The sequence below is a fragment of the Sessilibacter sp. MAH3 genome, assembly GCF_054658275.1.
Map to the genome: position 1 here is coordinate 44111 of NZ_BAAGIE010000013.1, position 13385 is coordinate 57495.

Sequence of the window (13385 nt, forward strand, 5' to 3'; positions counted from 1 at the left end):
TGATAGAAAGAAGGGAGCGGACTCCATGAGAATCCGCTAAAAACTAAGGAAATTAACCAGAAACTTTCTTGATTGTACCCTTAGGCAATACTGCGTGAACAAAGGCTCTTTGAAAGCGAAGTTGAACATTGTCTGCGGCTTCGACGGTAATATACTCCTCGTCTACCTTGACAATTTTAGCTAACAGGCCGCTACCCATAACAACCTCATCACCTTTACTTAAAGAAGAGATAAGATCTTTATGTTCTTTTTGACGTTTACGTTGAGGGCGGATGATGAATAAATACATCAACAAAAACATTCCGCCAAACATGGCCAAAGTTATAAATTGATTCGGCTCACCAGGTGCGGTTTGTGACTGCGCGAAGGCTGAAGGAAAGAAAAAGCTCATTAAAACGACTCACTAAATCTACATTATTAAAATGGAGCAGTAATGTAACTTTTCCTGAAAACCAAGGCAAATTGAAATACGGTATGGTTAATAAATAGGCTATAGAAGTGGGAACAACTCATGCTCTGAAACAGCCCGTCTTCTAACAATCACTAAAAGATAAGCTGCCAGACATCAGAAGTTTTATATGCAACTAGGCATAATCTCTGAATAACTTACGAAATGTACTCGGAGACAATCCAGTCCAACGCTTAAACGCGTTTGTAAAACTGGTACGATCAGAGAAATCTAATGCGGTAGATATGCTGTCAATACTCGCATTCTGCTCAATTAGGAAATCGATTGAGTAATGGAATCGAACCTTGTCTCGCAACTCGGCAAAGCTTATTTCTTGCTGCTGGAGACGACGTTGCAGAGTCCGTTTTGAAAGGCCAAGCTCTCCGGCAACATCACCAATCCCTAAAGGAGATTTACCAACTCGGGTTTTCAGAACTTCAACTACTTTACCTGCAACACCGTAGGCCTCAGGTAAACGTGCTTCAAGAAGATAGTCGTCAAAATGTTTAACTCCGGGAGTGGAAAAACTGTCTTCTTCAGACTTTTGCTCACGAAGTGAAGTTTGTTCTTCAATCATTTTGGCTACTCCTTTTGCCATCAAGCTAATGGATTCTAGATCTTCGATGTTGTATTTTCGGGATTTTTGTGTGGAGAAAAAACAAATCATCCCAAAGAATTCACCGTGAACAATAAGATTCTCGGTAATTAACTTTTGAACACTGCTTCCATTATAAGACACCTTGTGAGCGGCATTTGTGACAAATCTATCACTTTGAATGGGGCATGAACCTTCTGAATCGAGAACTGCAGAGATAAATGGGTCGTTAACTTGCATTAACTGCCCTTCGAACAAATTGGTGATGTCAGATTCACAGGCGATGATTCGGACAACCCCACCGATTCTTTGACCAATGAAACCGTTCTCACACTCAAACATTCTTGCACCGGCTTCAATATACGAACGCAGTAATGAACGTAGCGTTGAGGGTGGAAGCGTTAATAATTCAACAAAGCACCGCAAGCGGTCTACAAAACTAGAAAAGTTATAGCGATCTAAGTCGACAAGAAGATCTGGAGAACTCAGTTCGATACCAGTATTTTTCAAAGGTACCCTCTCCCACCATGTTTAACTGCTAAGCACTGAAGCATTATAGACTGAAAAATAAACACATTTATTCTCTATTAGAAAAGTATGTGAGCAAGAGCAATCGCTATAAATTTTGTTGTATTTGACCCAAAAGCTAGACACAACCTTAATTAGATTCATGCTAATGATTATATCAATTCTAATTAAGGTCAATTTATTAGGATGAATATATCAAAAAGAGATAGTTATTAGCAGGGTGTTATTATAATTCATTTTATGAATATTAGATTTTTACAAATAGCTGCAACTTCAAACAGTTGATGCAAAATTAGGCGCCAACGCTTAAAACTAAAACCCATAAGATCATTTTTTATTGTGAAATAGATAATTTAACCATAGCCGTTTTTGATGTTTTTGCAGGACAAATGCATTTTAAAAATTGCATAACATTGAGGATAAAACCTCTAAATAATACCCGGTATTTGGATATAAATTTATTTCGTTATTAATTAAAAAATCAGGAAGAACAGGAATTTATAAAGATTACTAAAAGTGGGTAATACCAATTTAGAAAATTATATTTGCTACAAAATTCACAAAATAAAATGGAGAAAACAGCGGAAGGGAGAACAAAAATTCTATTTAATGCTGATACTTACTCAAAAATAAGAACCAGCATCCTCAATGACTTTCAACAATAGATAAATAGCTATTGAAGTTGAGACAACACCTCTAACAGTACTTCGTGGTGGTTATTTGTTTTGAATTTATCCAATACTTTTACCAAACGACCTTCACTATCGATAATAAACGTTGTACGAACAATACCCATAAATTCTTTACCCATAAAATTTTTGAGCTGCCATACGCCATATTTTTCTGCAATCTGATGATCTTCATCGGCCAACAAATCAAAATTTAACGATTGTTTATCGGCAAATTTTTCCAATCGCGAAACAGGATCAGGGCTTAAACCAAGCACTACAACATCTCGCGCTGCAAGTTCGACTTGAATATCTCTAAGTCCACAAGCTTGGGTGGTACATCCCGGCGTTGATGCCTTTGGATAAAAATAAACCACAACCCATTTTTCGCCACGAAATTGTTTTAAAGAAACTTCTTCGCCTCGTTGATTCTGTAAGCTAAATACTGGGGCCAAATTGCCGATTTTAGGATATGTCATCTTATTCTCTTTGTTCAAATTTCAATTCGATAACTCAATCGTAACAAACAAAAAAGGCCCAGCAAATGCTGAGCCTTTTTGAGAAGCTAATTAAGATAACTATTAAGGAAGTAAGTGAGCTACTGCATCACGCTCTTCTTTAAGTTCATCTTCAGTCGCTTTCATTTTCGCGACAGAGAACTCATTAAGTTCAACACCTTGAACAATAGTCCAATCGCCATCTTTACATACACAAGGGAATGAGTAGATCAAACCTTCGTCAATGCCATAGCTACCATCGCTATAAACGCCCATAGAAACCCAATCGCCTTCTACAGAACCAAGAGCCCAATCGCGCATATGGAAAATTGCAGCGTTTGCAGCAGATGCAGCAGAAGAAGCACCACGAGCATCAATAATTGCTGCACCGCGTTTTTGTACGGTTGGGATAAAGTCGGCTTCATACCATGCTTGGTCGATCAAAGACATTGCATCGGTGCCGTCAACGGTGGTTTGGTGAATGTCTGGGTACTGAGTTGAAGAGTGGTTGCCCCAGATTACCAAGTTTTTAACATCGTTGATGGATTTGCCAGTTTTTTGAGCAAGCTGAGTTAGAGCACGGTTGTGATCTAGGCGAGTCATTGCGGTGAACTGACGCGGGTTAAGGTCTGGCGCATTACGTTGAGCAATTAAAGCATTAGTGTTTGCTGGGTTACCAACAACAAGAACTTTAACGCCACGTGAAGCGTTGTCGTTTAACGCTTTGCCTTGAGCAGAGAAAATAGCAGCGTTTGCTTCAAGAAGATCTTTACGCTCCATACCTGGACCACGAGGACGAGCACCTACTAACAAAGCAAAATCTGCATCTTTAAATGCAACATTGGCATCGTCAGTGCATACCATACCGGCAAGTAATGGGAATGCACAGTCATCAAGCTCCATTGCAACGCCTTTAAGAGCGCCTAACGCTGGAGTAATTTCCAACATTTGTAAAATCACAGGTTGATCTGGACCAAGCATTTCCCCAGCTGCAATTCTAAATAAAAGTGAATAACTAATTTGGCCCGCTGCGCCGGTTACGGCGACACGTACTGGTGATTTCACTGTATTTCTCCATTCATGTTTTGAAGTTGACAACCGCTTGCGGCTGTTGAAGAGGTGCGCCAATTATAGGTATTTGGCGGTAATTTTCACCTGTAAAAGATTGGGCTTTATTCAATTTTGTTAGAATTGAACAAAATTTCACCCAAACCGATACTTTTCCTGCAATTTATCACATAGTTTCGGACTATATTGCTACTAAAGTCTAGAATAGGTATCGACCAATCTTTGGTATAAAACCTCCGAAAATACGCCATTAACGCACTCTTCTTGTTTTAATTCTTCCAAAATATCCTGTAGCCATTCATTATCTTCACGGCCTTTCCAAGTTTTTTGGTAACTGCCATCTTGGTATCCATTATCTTGGCGAAAACGATTCAATACGTTCTTACCGACATAGGTTCTATAGAGTTCAGCAAAATCGAGTTCTGCTAAATTCAGTAATTGAAGAAATAAACCAAAATTAAACGTTTTTTCAACCAAAACCTGCCCTGTAAATTTCTCAAGTAGAGTCTTAAAATCAGAGTCGATCGATTGGATAGTAGAAGCGTTCTGAAATTCATTCACAACATAATCTGCTGCGGAATTTGTATCCGAATGTGATTCAAGCACCATGCTTAAACCAAAGTGCCAGATATCAATCAGCTCTAACTGAACCTGCTTGATATCTGGAGTCTGTTTTTTCCACCATTTCCACCCGTAATGATCCAGCAATTCGGCACACTCCACCCAAACTGCACGGTACCATTCAAAACGTTGGTTACGCCAATCCTCATGAACTTTTGTATTGATCTGATTTTGTAAGTTGAGCATTTCTGCCACTTGGGTTTTATTCATGAACAGCAGGACCTAATAATTAAAGAAAATTTAACTTAAGGAACCTCTGATTAACTCATCCATGAGTTAATCAGAGGTTCCTTAACGATTTACTAATAAACCTAAGAGCAAATTAAATATGAAATCGGACTGATCATAATGTCATCATAATTCCACAATTTGCTCATTAAAATGTAATAACTCAGTTTTAGAGTATTTCCAGCTTAGGGAAGAAACTGATGAAACTATTGCAAAACATTCATGCTTTTGATGTAGCAACCTTCGAACGTTGCCATAATTTTAAATATTACCGAAGCATTTCTAAAGCAAGTCGATGGGTTTCTAAATCCGCCGACGGCCAGCTTTATGCAATCGCGGCTATGTTTATGGCAGTCTATGGTTATGTCAACTTTTTACCAAAGGTATTTGCAGCCTTTGCTATAGAACGCTCGACCTACTACTTTTTGAAGAATCGATTCAAACGTAATCGCCCACCACAAGCCCTACCCAACTTTCAATCCCTTGTAATTCCGTCAGACCAATTTAGCTTTCCTTCGGGGCACACGTCAGCAGCCTTTATGATGGCCCTTCTTTTAGGAAGCCTTTTTCCTGCTGTTTATTATCTGCTACTTTGCTGGGCCAGTACCGTTGGATTATCAAGAGTCATGCTCGGTGTGCATTTCCCAACAGATATTGTCGCTGGCGCATCACTAGGAAGTGCGTGCTCGCTACTTGTTCTTAACGCGTTTTAATGTAAATTTCCGCCAAAGTTTATCAATGGAAACTCTTTGGCCAGCTGGTTCTCGATTAACGTTCAAAGAATGAATCGAAAACAACCACAGCGATAAAGTTCTCTTAAGTACAATATAAGGTTTATTGATGAAGATTCTCTACGGTGTGCAAGGCACCGGTAATGGGCACATCACCCGCGCCAGAGCGCTATCAGCAGCGTTTTCGAGTTTTCCAAACATTGAAGTAGATTATCTGTTCAGCGGACGTGATCGAAATAAATATTTCGATATGCAACCCTTCAATAATTGGCAATGTTTGGATGGTCTAACATTTGTTCATAAATCTGGAAAAATAGACCCTATTGCCACTGTTAAAAAAAATCGTATCCGTCAGTTAGTAAGAGATATTAAAACGATAAATCTTGACGACTATGATCTAATTCTAACGGATTTTGAGCCTATAACGGCATGGTCAGGCAAGCGTAACAACAAACCCGTTATTGGCGTCGGCCATCAATATGCGTTTGATTTTAATATTCCCAAAAAAGGCGAAAACCTCTTCACTAAGGGAATTATGCGTAATTTTGCGCCCGCAAAAATTGGTTTAGGCCTCCATTGGCATCACTTTGGTTACCCGATTTTGCCCCCCATTGCAGACATTCCAAACTCAGATACACCCGTCGCCGAGAATAAAGTTTTGGTATATCTAGGTTTTGAAGATCAACAAAAAGTAATCGATACTCTCAGGCCTATTTCTGACTATGAGTTTTATTTTTACGGCGAATTTGACTCCATAATTGATGATGGAAACCTTCATTTAAGGCCACTGAGCCGAGAGGGATTTAAGTCCGATTTAAAGTCAGCTAATGCCGTAATTTGTAATGCTGGATTTGAATTAGTGAGTGAAGCGCTTGAGCTCGGTAAAAAAGTACTGGTTAAACCATTACACGGGCAAATGGAGCAGCTTTCTAACGCAGAAGCCTTAAAAGTTTTGGGCTTAGGAAGTGTTATGGAAAAGCTCAATACCGATGTGATCAGTAAATGGTTAAGTAATCAGCCTAATTTACAAATTAAATATCCAAACGTTGCGGCGAAAATCGTTGAGTGGATTTCTGAAGGTGAATGGACAGTAGAAACCAGAGCCGCTCTGGTAAAATCTTTATGGGAGAGTGTTCAATCACCGGATTTAACGAACTTTGCCACTAGGTATTCATTGCAATTTTAGATTCGATACAACTATTTATTAGATCTGCTTAATACGTATTTGTTGGCTCAGGTTGTCTCGATTAAGCAGTCTTTGAGAAAAGACGTTTAAAATTTTCAGACGTTATCGAAGACAACTCTTCAAACGAAACACCTCTAAGTTCAGCGATGTATTCTGCCACCTCTTTTAAATACTTAGGCTCGTTCTTTTTACCACGGTATGGAATTGGTGCTAGATAAGGAGAGTCGGTTTCAACCAACAATCGATCGAGGGGAATTTTTTTAACGACATCGCGTAAATCGTCGGCATTTTTGAAGGTAACAATCCCAGAAATCGAGATGTAATAATTCAGATCAATGGCTTTTGAAGCCATATCCCAAGTCTCTGTAAAACAATGCAATACGCCAGCACTTTCGAGATTACCATGAGCTTTAATTAAGTTAAGAGTATCTTCTTGCGCGCAACGCGTGTGTACAACAACAGGGATATTTTCTTGACCAGCAGCTTGCAGGTGAATAGCAAAGCTTTCCTGTTGTAGCGCTTTGGTTTCTGTGTCGTAGTAGTAATCTAAACCCGTTTCGCCAACAGCGACCACCTTGGGATGACGAGTCCACTGGACCAAATCTTCTACTGAAGCAACACCTGACTGCACGTCTAATGGATGAACACCGGTAGACGCCCAAATACTGTCGTATTGCTCTGCAATCGCTAAAACATCTGCTCTGTTTTGCAAGCTGATCGAAATGCACAGCATTTCAGTAATGCCGCGATCAACGGCAGCGGCAATGGCTTTCGATAAATCGCCGCCGTAAGGGGCTAGATTTAATCGATCAAGATGGCAGTGGGAATCAATTAACATGAACTAAAACTATGAGGATAATTAAAAGTTTGAAAATAAGGGATTGCTTATTCAAAAAATAGCAACGACCTTATTATCTAAAAGAACAAGATCTGAAACAAATTAATTTATTAAAAGAAGGGAGTAACAGCAGTAACAAACTCAAACAGATCTCTAAACAGATCACATTGTGTGCGTCATTCGATCAGACTCTAAAGCGCCGGCTAAATAGGTTTCTATTTTTCGGTTAGCGGCGTCGTCTTGGTCATTAAACTGAACACCAATTCCTGCTGCACGATTGCCTTGTGCACCTTTTGGCGTAATCCAGATGACTTTTCCGGCCACGGGTATTTTTTCGGGTTCATCCATTAAATTCAATAACATGAACACTTCATCACCCAAATTAAAGGGTTTTGGTGTTGGAATGAATAAGCCACCATTTTGTACGTAGGGCATGTACGCCGCGTAAAGAACTGCTTTATCTTTGATGGTTAGAGACAATATCCCGTTACGCGCACCACTACCCATATATATCTGCCAAGTTGTTGAATTCGAATCGATAAGCACTGAATGTAAACAAGCGCTTAAGAATATTAGATATTGTTAAAATGATCAAAATCTAATGTCAATCTTTTGAACTGGTATTGCTTTGCTCAACTATAGATCAATTTCTAACGGATAGGAAATTGACTCCGTCATTCGACCACTTATCGATTAACACCACATTGAGCATAAGAATAAAAAATCTCTTCAAGCGCCAATTGTTTATTAGGATTAGCCCCATTAGTAATTTGGTGAGCGAGACCTATAACAATGTCCCTCAAGCCATACATTTTTTGAAGCGACCATGTAAGACGAGGATCAACTTCATTCCCACCCAAAAAAACAGATCTGACTTTAGAGTCGAGATTATTAAGAAGACAGGTTAATACCGATTGCAAATCTTGCTTTTGTAATTGTGCTGCGGCTAGGAGCGGTGAAATTGCGCCGTCATATACCTGTGAAACCAAACTGACCATCTTTTTATGTTCGTCCAGTATAGTAACATCACAATATTCTAACGCTCGTAAAGGAGCGCCACCGGAAAATTCGAGCAACTCTAGAGCATTTAAATCAGTCATTGTTTCTAGCCAGCCAACACTTTCTTGCTCTGTCGGCATAGGCATGGACAATAATTGCGTTCGACTGCGAATAGTTGCAAGAACACCACTAAGTTGATGACTAAATAACAATAAATGAGAGTTAGATGTTGGTTCTTCTAATGTTTTGAGTAATGCATTGGCTGAGTTTAAATTTAAATTTTCTACCGGGCCAAGTATGGCGATTTTCTTGCCAAGCTGTTGAGCGGTTTTAGAGAAGAATTCATTTAATTCCCGTACTTGCTCGATTTTTATTGCCTTACCTTTTTCTTCAGGCATAACAAACTTTAAATCGGGGTGAGTCTGCGCCGCGTTTAACTGGCAACCCTTGCAAACACCGCACACACTTCCATTTTCAGAGTTGGTACACAAAAGGCGGTGCGCCAATGCAGTCACCAAGGCTTGTTTACCAATACCAGCTGGACCTGCAACCAGAATTGCGTGAACCAACTTATCGGATGCCATGCTCTTTTCCAGTTTTTGCCAGACGGCTTGATGCCATGGGTAGGGATAAGTTAACAATGATTCTGTTTCAGATTGAGCACTCATATTCACACAAAAACTTAAAAATACACGTGGATGCTTGTCGGATCGGTTAAAACCTATCAGTATTCGCCCGCCATTTAACGCGATAGCGTCATTAATTTCAAAAAACTTACGATTGCTCCCATGCCGCCAATAGAAATTGTTTTCCAAGATCCACACTTACTGGTGGTTAATAAACCAGCAAACTTGCTGACAGTACCTGGAAAAGGACCGGAAAAACAAGACTGTTTGATCAATAGAATGTTGAAAACTCACCCGAACAGCCGAGTTGTTCACCGACTTGATATGGCAACATCGGGTCTAGTTATATTGCCACAAAATCAAACGTCCTTAAGCAAGCTGGCCAGATCGTTTCAAGATCGAGAGATTCACAAAGAATACATTGCGGTGGTTGAAGGTTGTGTCGAATTAGAGCATGGATTTGTAGAGCAACCGCTTATCTGCGACTGGCCTAACCGACCCAAACAAATGATTCACAGTGACGGCAAACACGCCCTGACCGAATACCATCGATTAGAACAAAATAAAACCAAAAACCAAAGCCGACTGCTGCTAAAACCAGTAACGGGTCGCTCCCATCAATTGAGAGTGCACACAGAATTTTTAGGCCATCCTATTTTAGGCGACAGTCTTTATGGAACGGAATCCAGTAGAGCGCAAAGTGATAGATTGCTGTTGCATGCACAGCGCATTCAATTTAAACATCCGGTATATCCCGGTTGGATTACCCTTACCTGCCGTGCGCCGTTTTAAAGTTCGACTCCCTGTACCTTTTGAATTAATTTACAACGCTTCAAAAGCCGCTTCTGTTTTATCGAACGGTTTTATTTAACATGACTCACAGAAACCCAAGCAGCATTAAAAGCTTTTTGCTTTAGCGTGTAGTCTTGCCAAATAGGGTAAAAAGAGCGGTTTGGTTAATTGAATAATGGTAAATCCAACCAGGAGCCCGCCGAGGTTTGCCAGTATGTCGAACCAATCGAAAGTCCGCCACGGCAAGACAAATTGAATGATCTCTACACCAATTGAGAAGATCCAAATTGAGCAGACGACCTTCCAAAACTCGCGCAACAAACCATACGCTAAAAATGCCGAAAAAACCGAAACACAATAACCAGCAGCATGCATGAATAGATCGTTAATACTGGCGAGAGACGTTCCTGCAACGTTAATCACACCCATGTATAGGTAGAATGCAATTAATACGAAAAATTGAGACCTTAGAAAAACAGCCAACAATATTTATACCCTCAAATCACTGACGGTTTTTTATCAAAAAGACAAGTTTGCAGGCAAGCTTTTACCGATTCTTGAACTTCTGGGAGCGATCGACCTGCATCGATAATTCGATAATACGATTCACTGACGGAGCGCTTCAAATACATGTCGCGCACACGCTCAAAGAACGCCATCTCTTGATTTTCGAAACGATCCAATGCGCCTCTTCCACGAGCTCTTTCTGCGCCAATGTTCACATCCAAATCAAACAACAAAGTTAAATCGGGCCGAAGCTCTCGCTGAACGAGTGATTCTAATGTTTGTATTCCATGAATAGACAGCCCTCTACCTGCCCCCTGATATGCGTAGGTAGCGTCGGTAAAGCGATCACACAACACCCATTGACCTCTTTCCAGTGCCGGTAGAATTACTCGGTTGAGATGTTGAGCTCTGGCGGCGAAAACCAGTAACAGCTCGGTCATTTCATCAACAGACTCTTCACGATTAGCAAGGAGCAATCCCCGAATTTCTTCGGCTAAAGGTGTACCACCTGGCTCACGAGTTAGTAGTAAATCGATGCCTTGCTCCGCTAAATAGTCTTTAGCAAATTGGATATTGGTTGATTTACCACCACCCTCACCGCCTTCGAAAGTGATGAATTTACCGCGCTTTGGCTGGAGTTCGGAAATAAATGACTCAGTCACAAGTTTAAATACTCACTGTGATGAAGGACTGGATTGATAATTCTGGGCACGTTTTTCAATTTGATAGCGGCGCACGGCATCGTTATGCTCTTCTAATGTTTTAGAGAAATAATGACTGCCGTCGCCTTTCGCTACGAAATACAAATAATCTTCTTCAAGCGGCTGAAAAACGGCGTCTAAAGACTCTTTACCAACCAACGCGATCGGCGTAGGCGGTAAACCGCTAATGACATAGGTATTGTAGTCGGTGGCCTGGCGCAGATGAGTGCGAGTAAGATTACCTTGATAACTTTCACCCAAACCATAGATGACGGTAGGATCGGTCTGCAATCTCATTCCGCGACGTAATCGTTCGATAAAAACACCGGCAATTCTGGGTCGCTCACTTTTGACACCGGTCTCTTTCTCAACAATGGAGGCTAGAATAAGCCCTTCGTATGGCGAAGCCAATGGAAGGTTGTCAGCTCTTTTTTGCCATGAATCATCCAGCTCGCGAATCATTCGTAGATGGGCACGTTCTAAAATATCTAAATCGCTATCGCCGGATTGATACGAATAGGTATCGGCAAAAAACCACCCTTCTGGAAAGTTATTGTCTTTGGGCAGCTTAGCCAACAGCTCGGCAGATTTTATCGATGAAAGTGTTTGTACGAGCCTTTCTTGCTTATGGAGTTGTTCAAGTGCTTGGTTAATCGTCCAACCTTCAACCAAGGTGACCTGACGCACAACAACTTGGCCGAGAACCCACTTCTCAAGAAGTTGGTGCCAAGTCTCTGTATTCGAAATTTGGTACTCACCTGACTTAATACGAGTCAATCCCAGTCGAGAGGCATAAAACACTGCCGCCCGTTGCTTCCAACGAGGTTCACCACTAAGAAGTCTTTTGGAAATTTGAGTCAGGTTCTGACCACGTTCGATCACAAAGTCATCGAACGAGAGAGACAATGGGCTGTGAGCCCAAGTAACAAGAGATTGCCAAGCAAAAAAAATCGCACCTGCCCCAGTGATCGAAATCAATAATAGAGTGAGTGCGATTTTTTTAAGCATCTAAACGGTATCCAGAATCTCTGCCAATCAAAGCAAATTAATTGCGTAACATGGCTAAGATACAACGATCAGAGATTCTCGCAAGCATCTGGATCTCAAACTTTTCCAAATACTAAAGTACCGTTGGTTCCACCAAATCCAAAGGAGTTTGATAACGCTACACTGATTTCCGAAGATTGAGCTTCGTGAGGAACCAGATTTAGGCCTTGAACTTCAGGCTCTGGATTGTCCAAGTTAATAGTAGGTGGAAGAACCTGATCTTTTAAGGCCAAAACGGTAAAAATAGCTTCAACAGCTCCAGCAGCACCGAGAAGGTGACCCGTCATCGACTTGGTAGAACTTATAGCTAACTTACTTTGGTGATCGCCAAACAAGGACTTCACACCACGAATTTCCGCCAAATCACCGATTGGTGTCGAAGTACCGTGAGCATTGATGTAATCAACCTGCTCAGGATTAATTTTGGCATCTCGGAGAGCGTTCTTCATTGCCAAGGCACCGCCAGCACCATCTTCTGGAGGAGAAGTAATATGGTACGCATCACCACTCATACCAAAGCCTAAAAGCTCGGCATAAATAGTCGCGCCACGCGCCTTAGCATGTTCGTATTCTTCCAGTACAACAATCCCAGCACCATCCCCCAAAACAAAACCATCACGGTTAATATCCCAAGGACGGCTGGCAAGCTCTGGAGCGTCGTTGCGGGTCGATAAGGCTCTAACTGCACTGAAACCAGCTAAACCCACGCGAGTCGTTGCCATTTCAGCACCACCAGCCAACATCACATCACATTCGTCATGAATGATTGAACGCGCAGCTAAACCAATGGCGTGAGTTCCTGTAGTACAAGCTGTCACTACCGCCAAATTCGGACCTTTAAAACCGTATCGAATCGATAGGTTGCCCGAGATCATATTGGTGATAGAACCTGGAACGAAAAAAGGACTAACTCGCTTAGGACCTTTGTTTTCGATGGTTAATGTGACATTTTCAATGTCTTGAAGGCCACCAATGCCAGAACCAATTACAGCACCCATTCTCGGTGCAAGTTCTTCAGAGACTTCTAAACCAGAGTCTGACATCGCTTGAATGCCAGCTGCCATTCCATACTGAACAAAAGCATCTATTTTTTTCGCTTCTTTGGGTGTCAAGTATGGATCAAGGTCAAGATTTTTGACCGAACAGCTAAACTGGGTGGTAAATGGAGAGATATCGAAGGTATCGATGGTTCTCGCACCACTCACACCATTTTTAATGTTCGTCCAAGACTCGGCGACGGTGTTGCCGACTGGACTAACCATGCCCAATCCGGTCACAACAACTCTTCTGCGGGTCACGATTGCC

The 13385-nt window shown here is 41.3% G+C and carries 15 protein-coding genes; 3 read left to right on the forward strand and 12 right to left on the reverse strand.

Going from position 1 to position 13385, the window contains the following annotated elements; all coding sequences use genetic code 11:
* Positions 1–52: 52 nt before the first annotated feature.
* The 5 genes from yajC to ACYQ2C_RS09775 all read right to left on the reverse strand — a co-directional run bounded on the left by yajC (position 53) and on the right by ACYQ2C_RS09775 (position 4635).
* Positions 53–391, reverse strand: a complete 339-nt coding sequence (gene yajC, locus ACYQ2C_RS09755; RefSeq protein ID WP_460047907.1) for a preprotein translocase subunit YajC — start codon at positions 389–391, stop codon at positions 53–55.
* A gap of 193 nt (positions 392–584) precedes the next feature.
* Positions 585–1553 carry a helix-turn-helix domain-containing protein gene (locus ACYQ2C_RS09760; protein WP_460047905.1) on the reverse strand — a complete coding sequence of 323 codons (969 nt, stop codon included), beginning with the start codon at positions 1551–1553 and terminating at the stop codon, positions 585–587.
* Between the two features lie 691 nt (positions 1554–2244).
* Complete coding sequence (gene bcp, locus ACYQ2C_RS09765; RefSeq protein WP_460101969.1) at positions 2245–2718, reverse strand: thioredoxin-dependent thiol peroxidase; 474 nt, start codon at positions 2716–2718, stop codon at positions 2245–2247.
* Positions 2719–2820: 102 nt separating this feature from the next.
* Positions 2821–3801, reverse strand: coding sequence for a malate dehydrogenase (locus ACYQ2C_RS09770; RefSeq protein ID WP_460101971.1), 981 nt, complete (start codon positions 3799–3801; stop codon positions 2821–2823).
* 195 nt (positions 3802–3996) lie between these two features.
* Positions 3997–4635 (reverse strand): dUTP diphosphatase, encoded by a 639-nt coding sequence (locus ACYQ2C_RS09775; RefSeq protein WP_460047901.1) that lies wholly within the window; start codon positions 4633–4635, stop codon positions 3997–3999.
* A gap of 218 nt (positions 4636–4853) precedes the next feature.
* Between ACYQ2C_RS09775 and ACYQ2C_RS09780 the strand changes: the two genes are divergently transcribed.
* A complete protein-coding gene (locus ACYQ2C_RS09780; protein WP_460047899.1) occupies positions 4854–5366 on the forward strand; it encodes a phosphatase PAP2 family protein in 513 nt (170 codons plus the stop codon).
* 127 nt (positions 5367–5493) lie between these two features.
* A complete protein-coding gene (locus ACYQ2C_RS09785) occupies positions 5494–6570 on the forward strand; it encodes an MJ1255/VC2487 family glycosyltransferase (protein ID WP_460101974.1) in 1077 nt (358 codons plus the stop codon).
* Between the two features lie 61 nt (positions 6571–6631).
* Here ACYQ2C_RS09785 and ACYQ2C_RS09790 read toward each other — a convergent pair whose 3' ends face one another.
* From ACYQ2C_RS09790 to holB, 3 genes are all read right to left on the reverse strand, one after another.
* Complete coding sequence (locus ACYQ2C_RS09790) at positions 6632–7408, reverse strand: TatD family hydrolase (protein ID WP_460101976.1); 777 nt, start codon at positions 7406–7408, stop codon at positions 6632–6634.
* 162 nt (positions 7409–7570) lie between these two features.
* Positions 7571–7915 carry a PilZ domain-containing protein gene (locus tag ACYQ2C_RS09795; protein ID WP_460047896.1) on the reverse strand — a complete coding sequence of 115 codons (345 nt, stop codon included), beginning with the start codon at positions 7913–7915 and terminating at the stop codon, positions 7571–7573.
* Positions 7916–8094: 179 nt separating this feature from the next.
* Positions 8095–9222: a DNA polymerase III subunit delta' gene (holB, locus tag ACYQ2C_RS09800; RefSeq protein WP_460115674.1), complete on the reverse strand. Its 1128-nt coding sequence runs from the start codon at positions 9220–9222 to the stop codon at positions 8095–8097.
* Here holB and ACYQ2C_RS09805 point away from each other — a divergent pair.
* On the forward strand, positions 9196–9825 hold the full coding sequence (locus tag ACYQ2C_RS09805; RefSeq protein ID WP_460047894.1) for a pseudouridine synthase: 630 nt from the start codon (positions 9196–9198) through the stop codon (positions 9823–9825). The two genes, holB and ACYQ2C_RS09805, sit on opposite strands and share 27 nt — an antisense overlap.
* 105 nt (positions 9826–9930) lie before the next feature.
* Here ACYQ2C_RS09805 and ACYQ2C_RS09810 read toward each other — a convergent pair whose 3' ends face one another.
* The 4 genes from ACYQ2C_RS09810 to fabF form a co-directional block, all read right to left on the reverse strand.
* Complete coding sequence (locus tag ACYQ2C_RS09810) at positions 9931–10308, reverse strand: VanZ family protein (RefSeq protein WP_460101981.1); 378 nt, start codon at positions 10306–10308, stop codon at positions 9931–9933.
* 14 nt (positions 10309–10322) lie between these two features.
* Positions 10323–10994, reverse strand: a complete 672-nt coding sequence (gene tmk, locus ACYQ2C_RS09815) for a dTMP kinase (RefSeq protein WP_460101983.1) — start codon at positions 10992–10994, stop codon at positions 10323–10325.
* Between the two features lie 12 nt (positions 10995–11006).
* Positions 11007–12041, reverse strand: coding sequence for an endolytic transglycosylase MltG (mltG, locus tag ACYQ2C_RS09820; protein ID WP_460047890.1), 1035 nt, complete (start codon positions 12039–12041; stop codon positions 11007–11009).
* Between the two features lie 95 nt (positions 12042–12136).
* Positions 12137–13378 carry a beta-ketoacyl-ACP synthase II gene (fabF, locus tag ACYQ2C_RS09825; RefSeq protein ID WP_460101985.1) on the reverse strand — a complete coding sequence of 414 codons (1242 nt, stop codon included), beginning with the start codon at positions 13376–13378 and terminating at the stop codon, positions 12137–12139.
* Between the last annotated feature and the right edge of the window lie 7 nt (positions 13379–13385).

What these genes read in the sequence shown, in the direction of transcription:
- yajC (WP_460047907.1), bottom strand. Translation starts at nt 391, where the DNA reads ATGAGCTTTTTCTTTCCTTCAGCCTTCGCGCAGTCACAAACCGCACCT.
- bcp (WP_460101969.1), bottom strand. Translation starts at nt 2,718, where the DNA reads ATGACATATCCTAAAATCGGCAATTTGGCCCCAGTATTTAGCTTACAG.
- ACYQ2C_RS09775 (WP_460047901.1), bottom strand. Translation starts at nt 4,635, where the DNA reads ATGAATAAAACCCAAGTGGCAGAAATGCTCAACTTACAAAATCAGATC.
- ACYQ2C_RS09780 (WP_460047899.1), top strand. Translation starts at nt 4,854, where the DNA reads ATGAAACTATTGCAAAACATTCATGCTTTTGATGTAGCAACCTTCGAA.
- ACYQ2C_RS09785 (WP_460101974.1), top strand. Translation starts at nt 5,494, where the DNA reads ATGAAGATTCTCTACGGTGTGCAAGGCACCGGTAATGGGCACATCACC.
- ACYQ2C_RS09790 (WP_460101976.1), bottom strand. Translation starts at nt 7,408, where the DNA reads ATGTTAATTGATTCCCACTGCCATCTTGATCGATTAAATCTAGCCCCT.
- ACYQ2C_RS09795 (WP_460047896.1), bottom strand. Translation starts at nt 7,915, where the DNA reads ATGGGTAGTGGTGCGCGTAACGGGATATTGTCTCTAACCATCAAAGAT.
- ACYQ2C_RS09805 (WP_460047894.1), top strand. Translation starts at nt 9,196, where the DNA reads ATGCCGCCAATAGAAATTGTTTTCCAAGATCCACACTTACTGGTGGTT.
- mltG (WP_460047890.1), bottom strand. Translation starts at nt 12,041, where the DNA reads ATGCTTAAAAAAATCGCACTCACTCTATTATTGATTTCGATCACTGGG.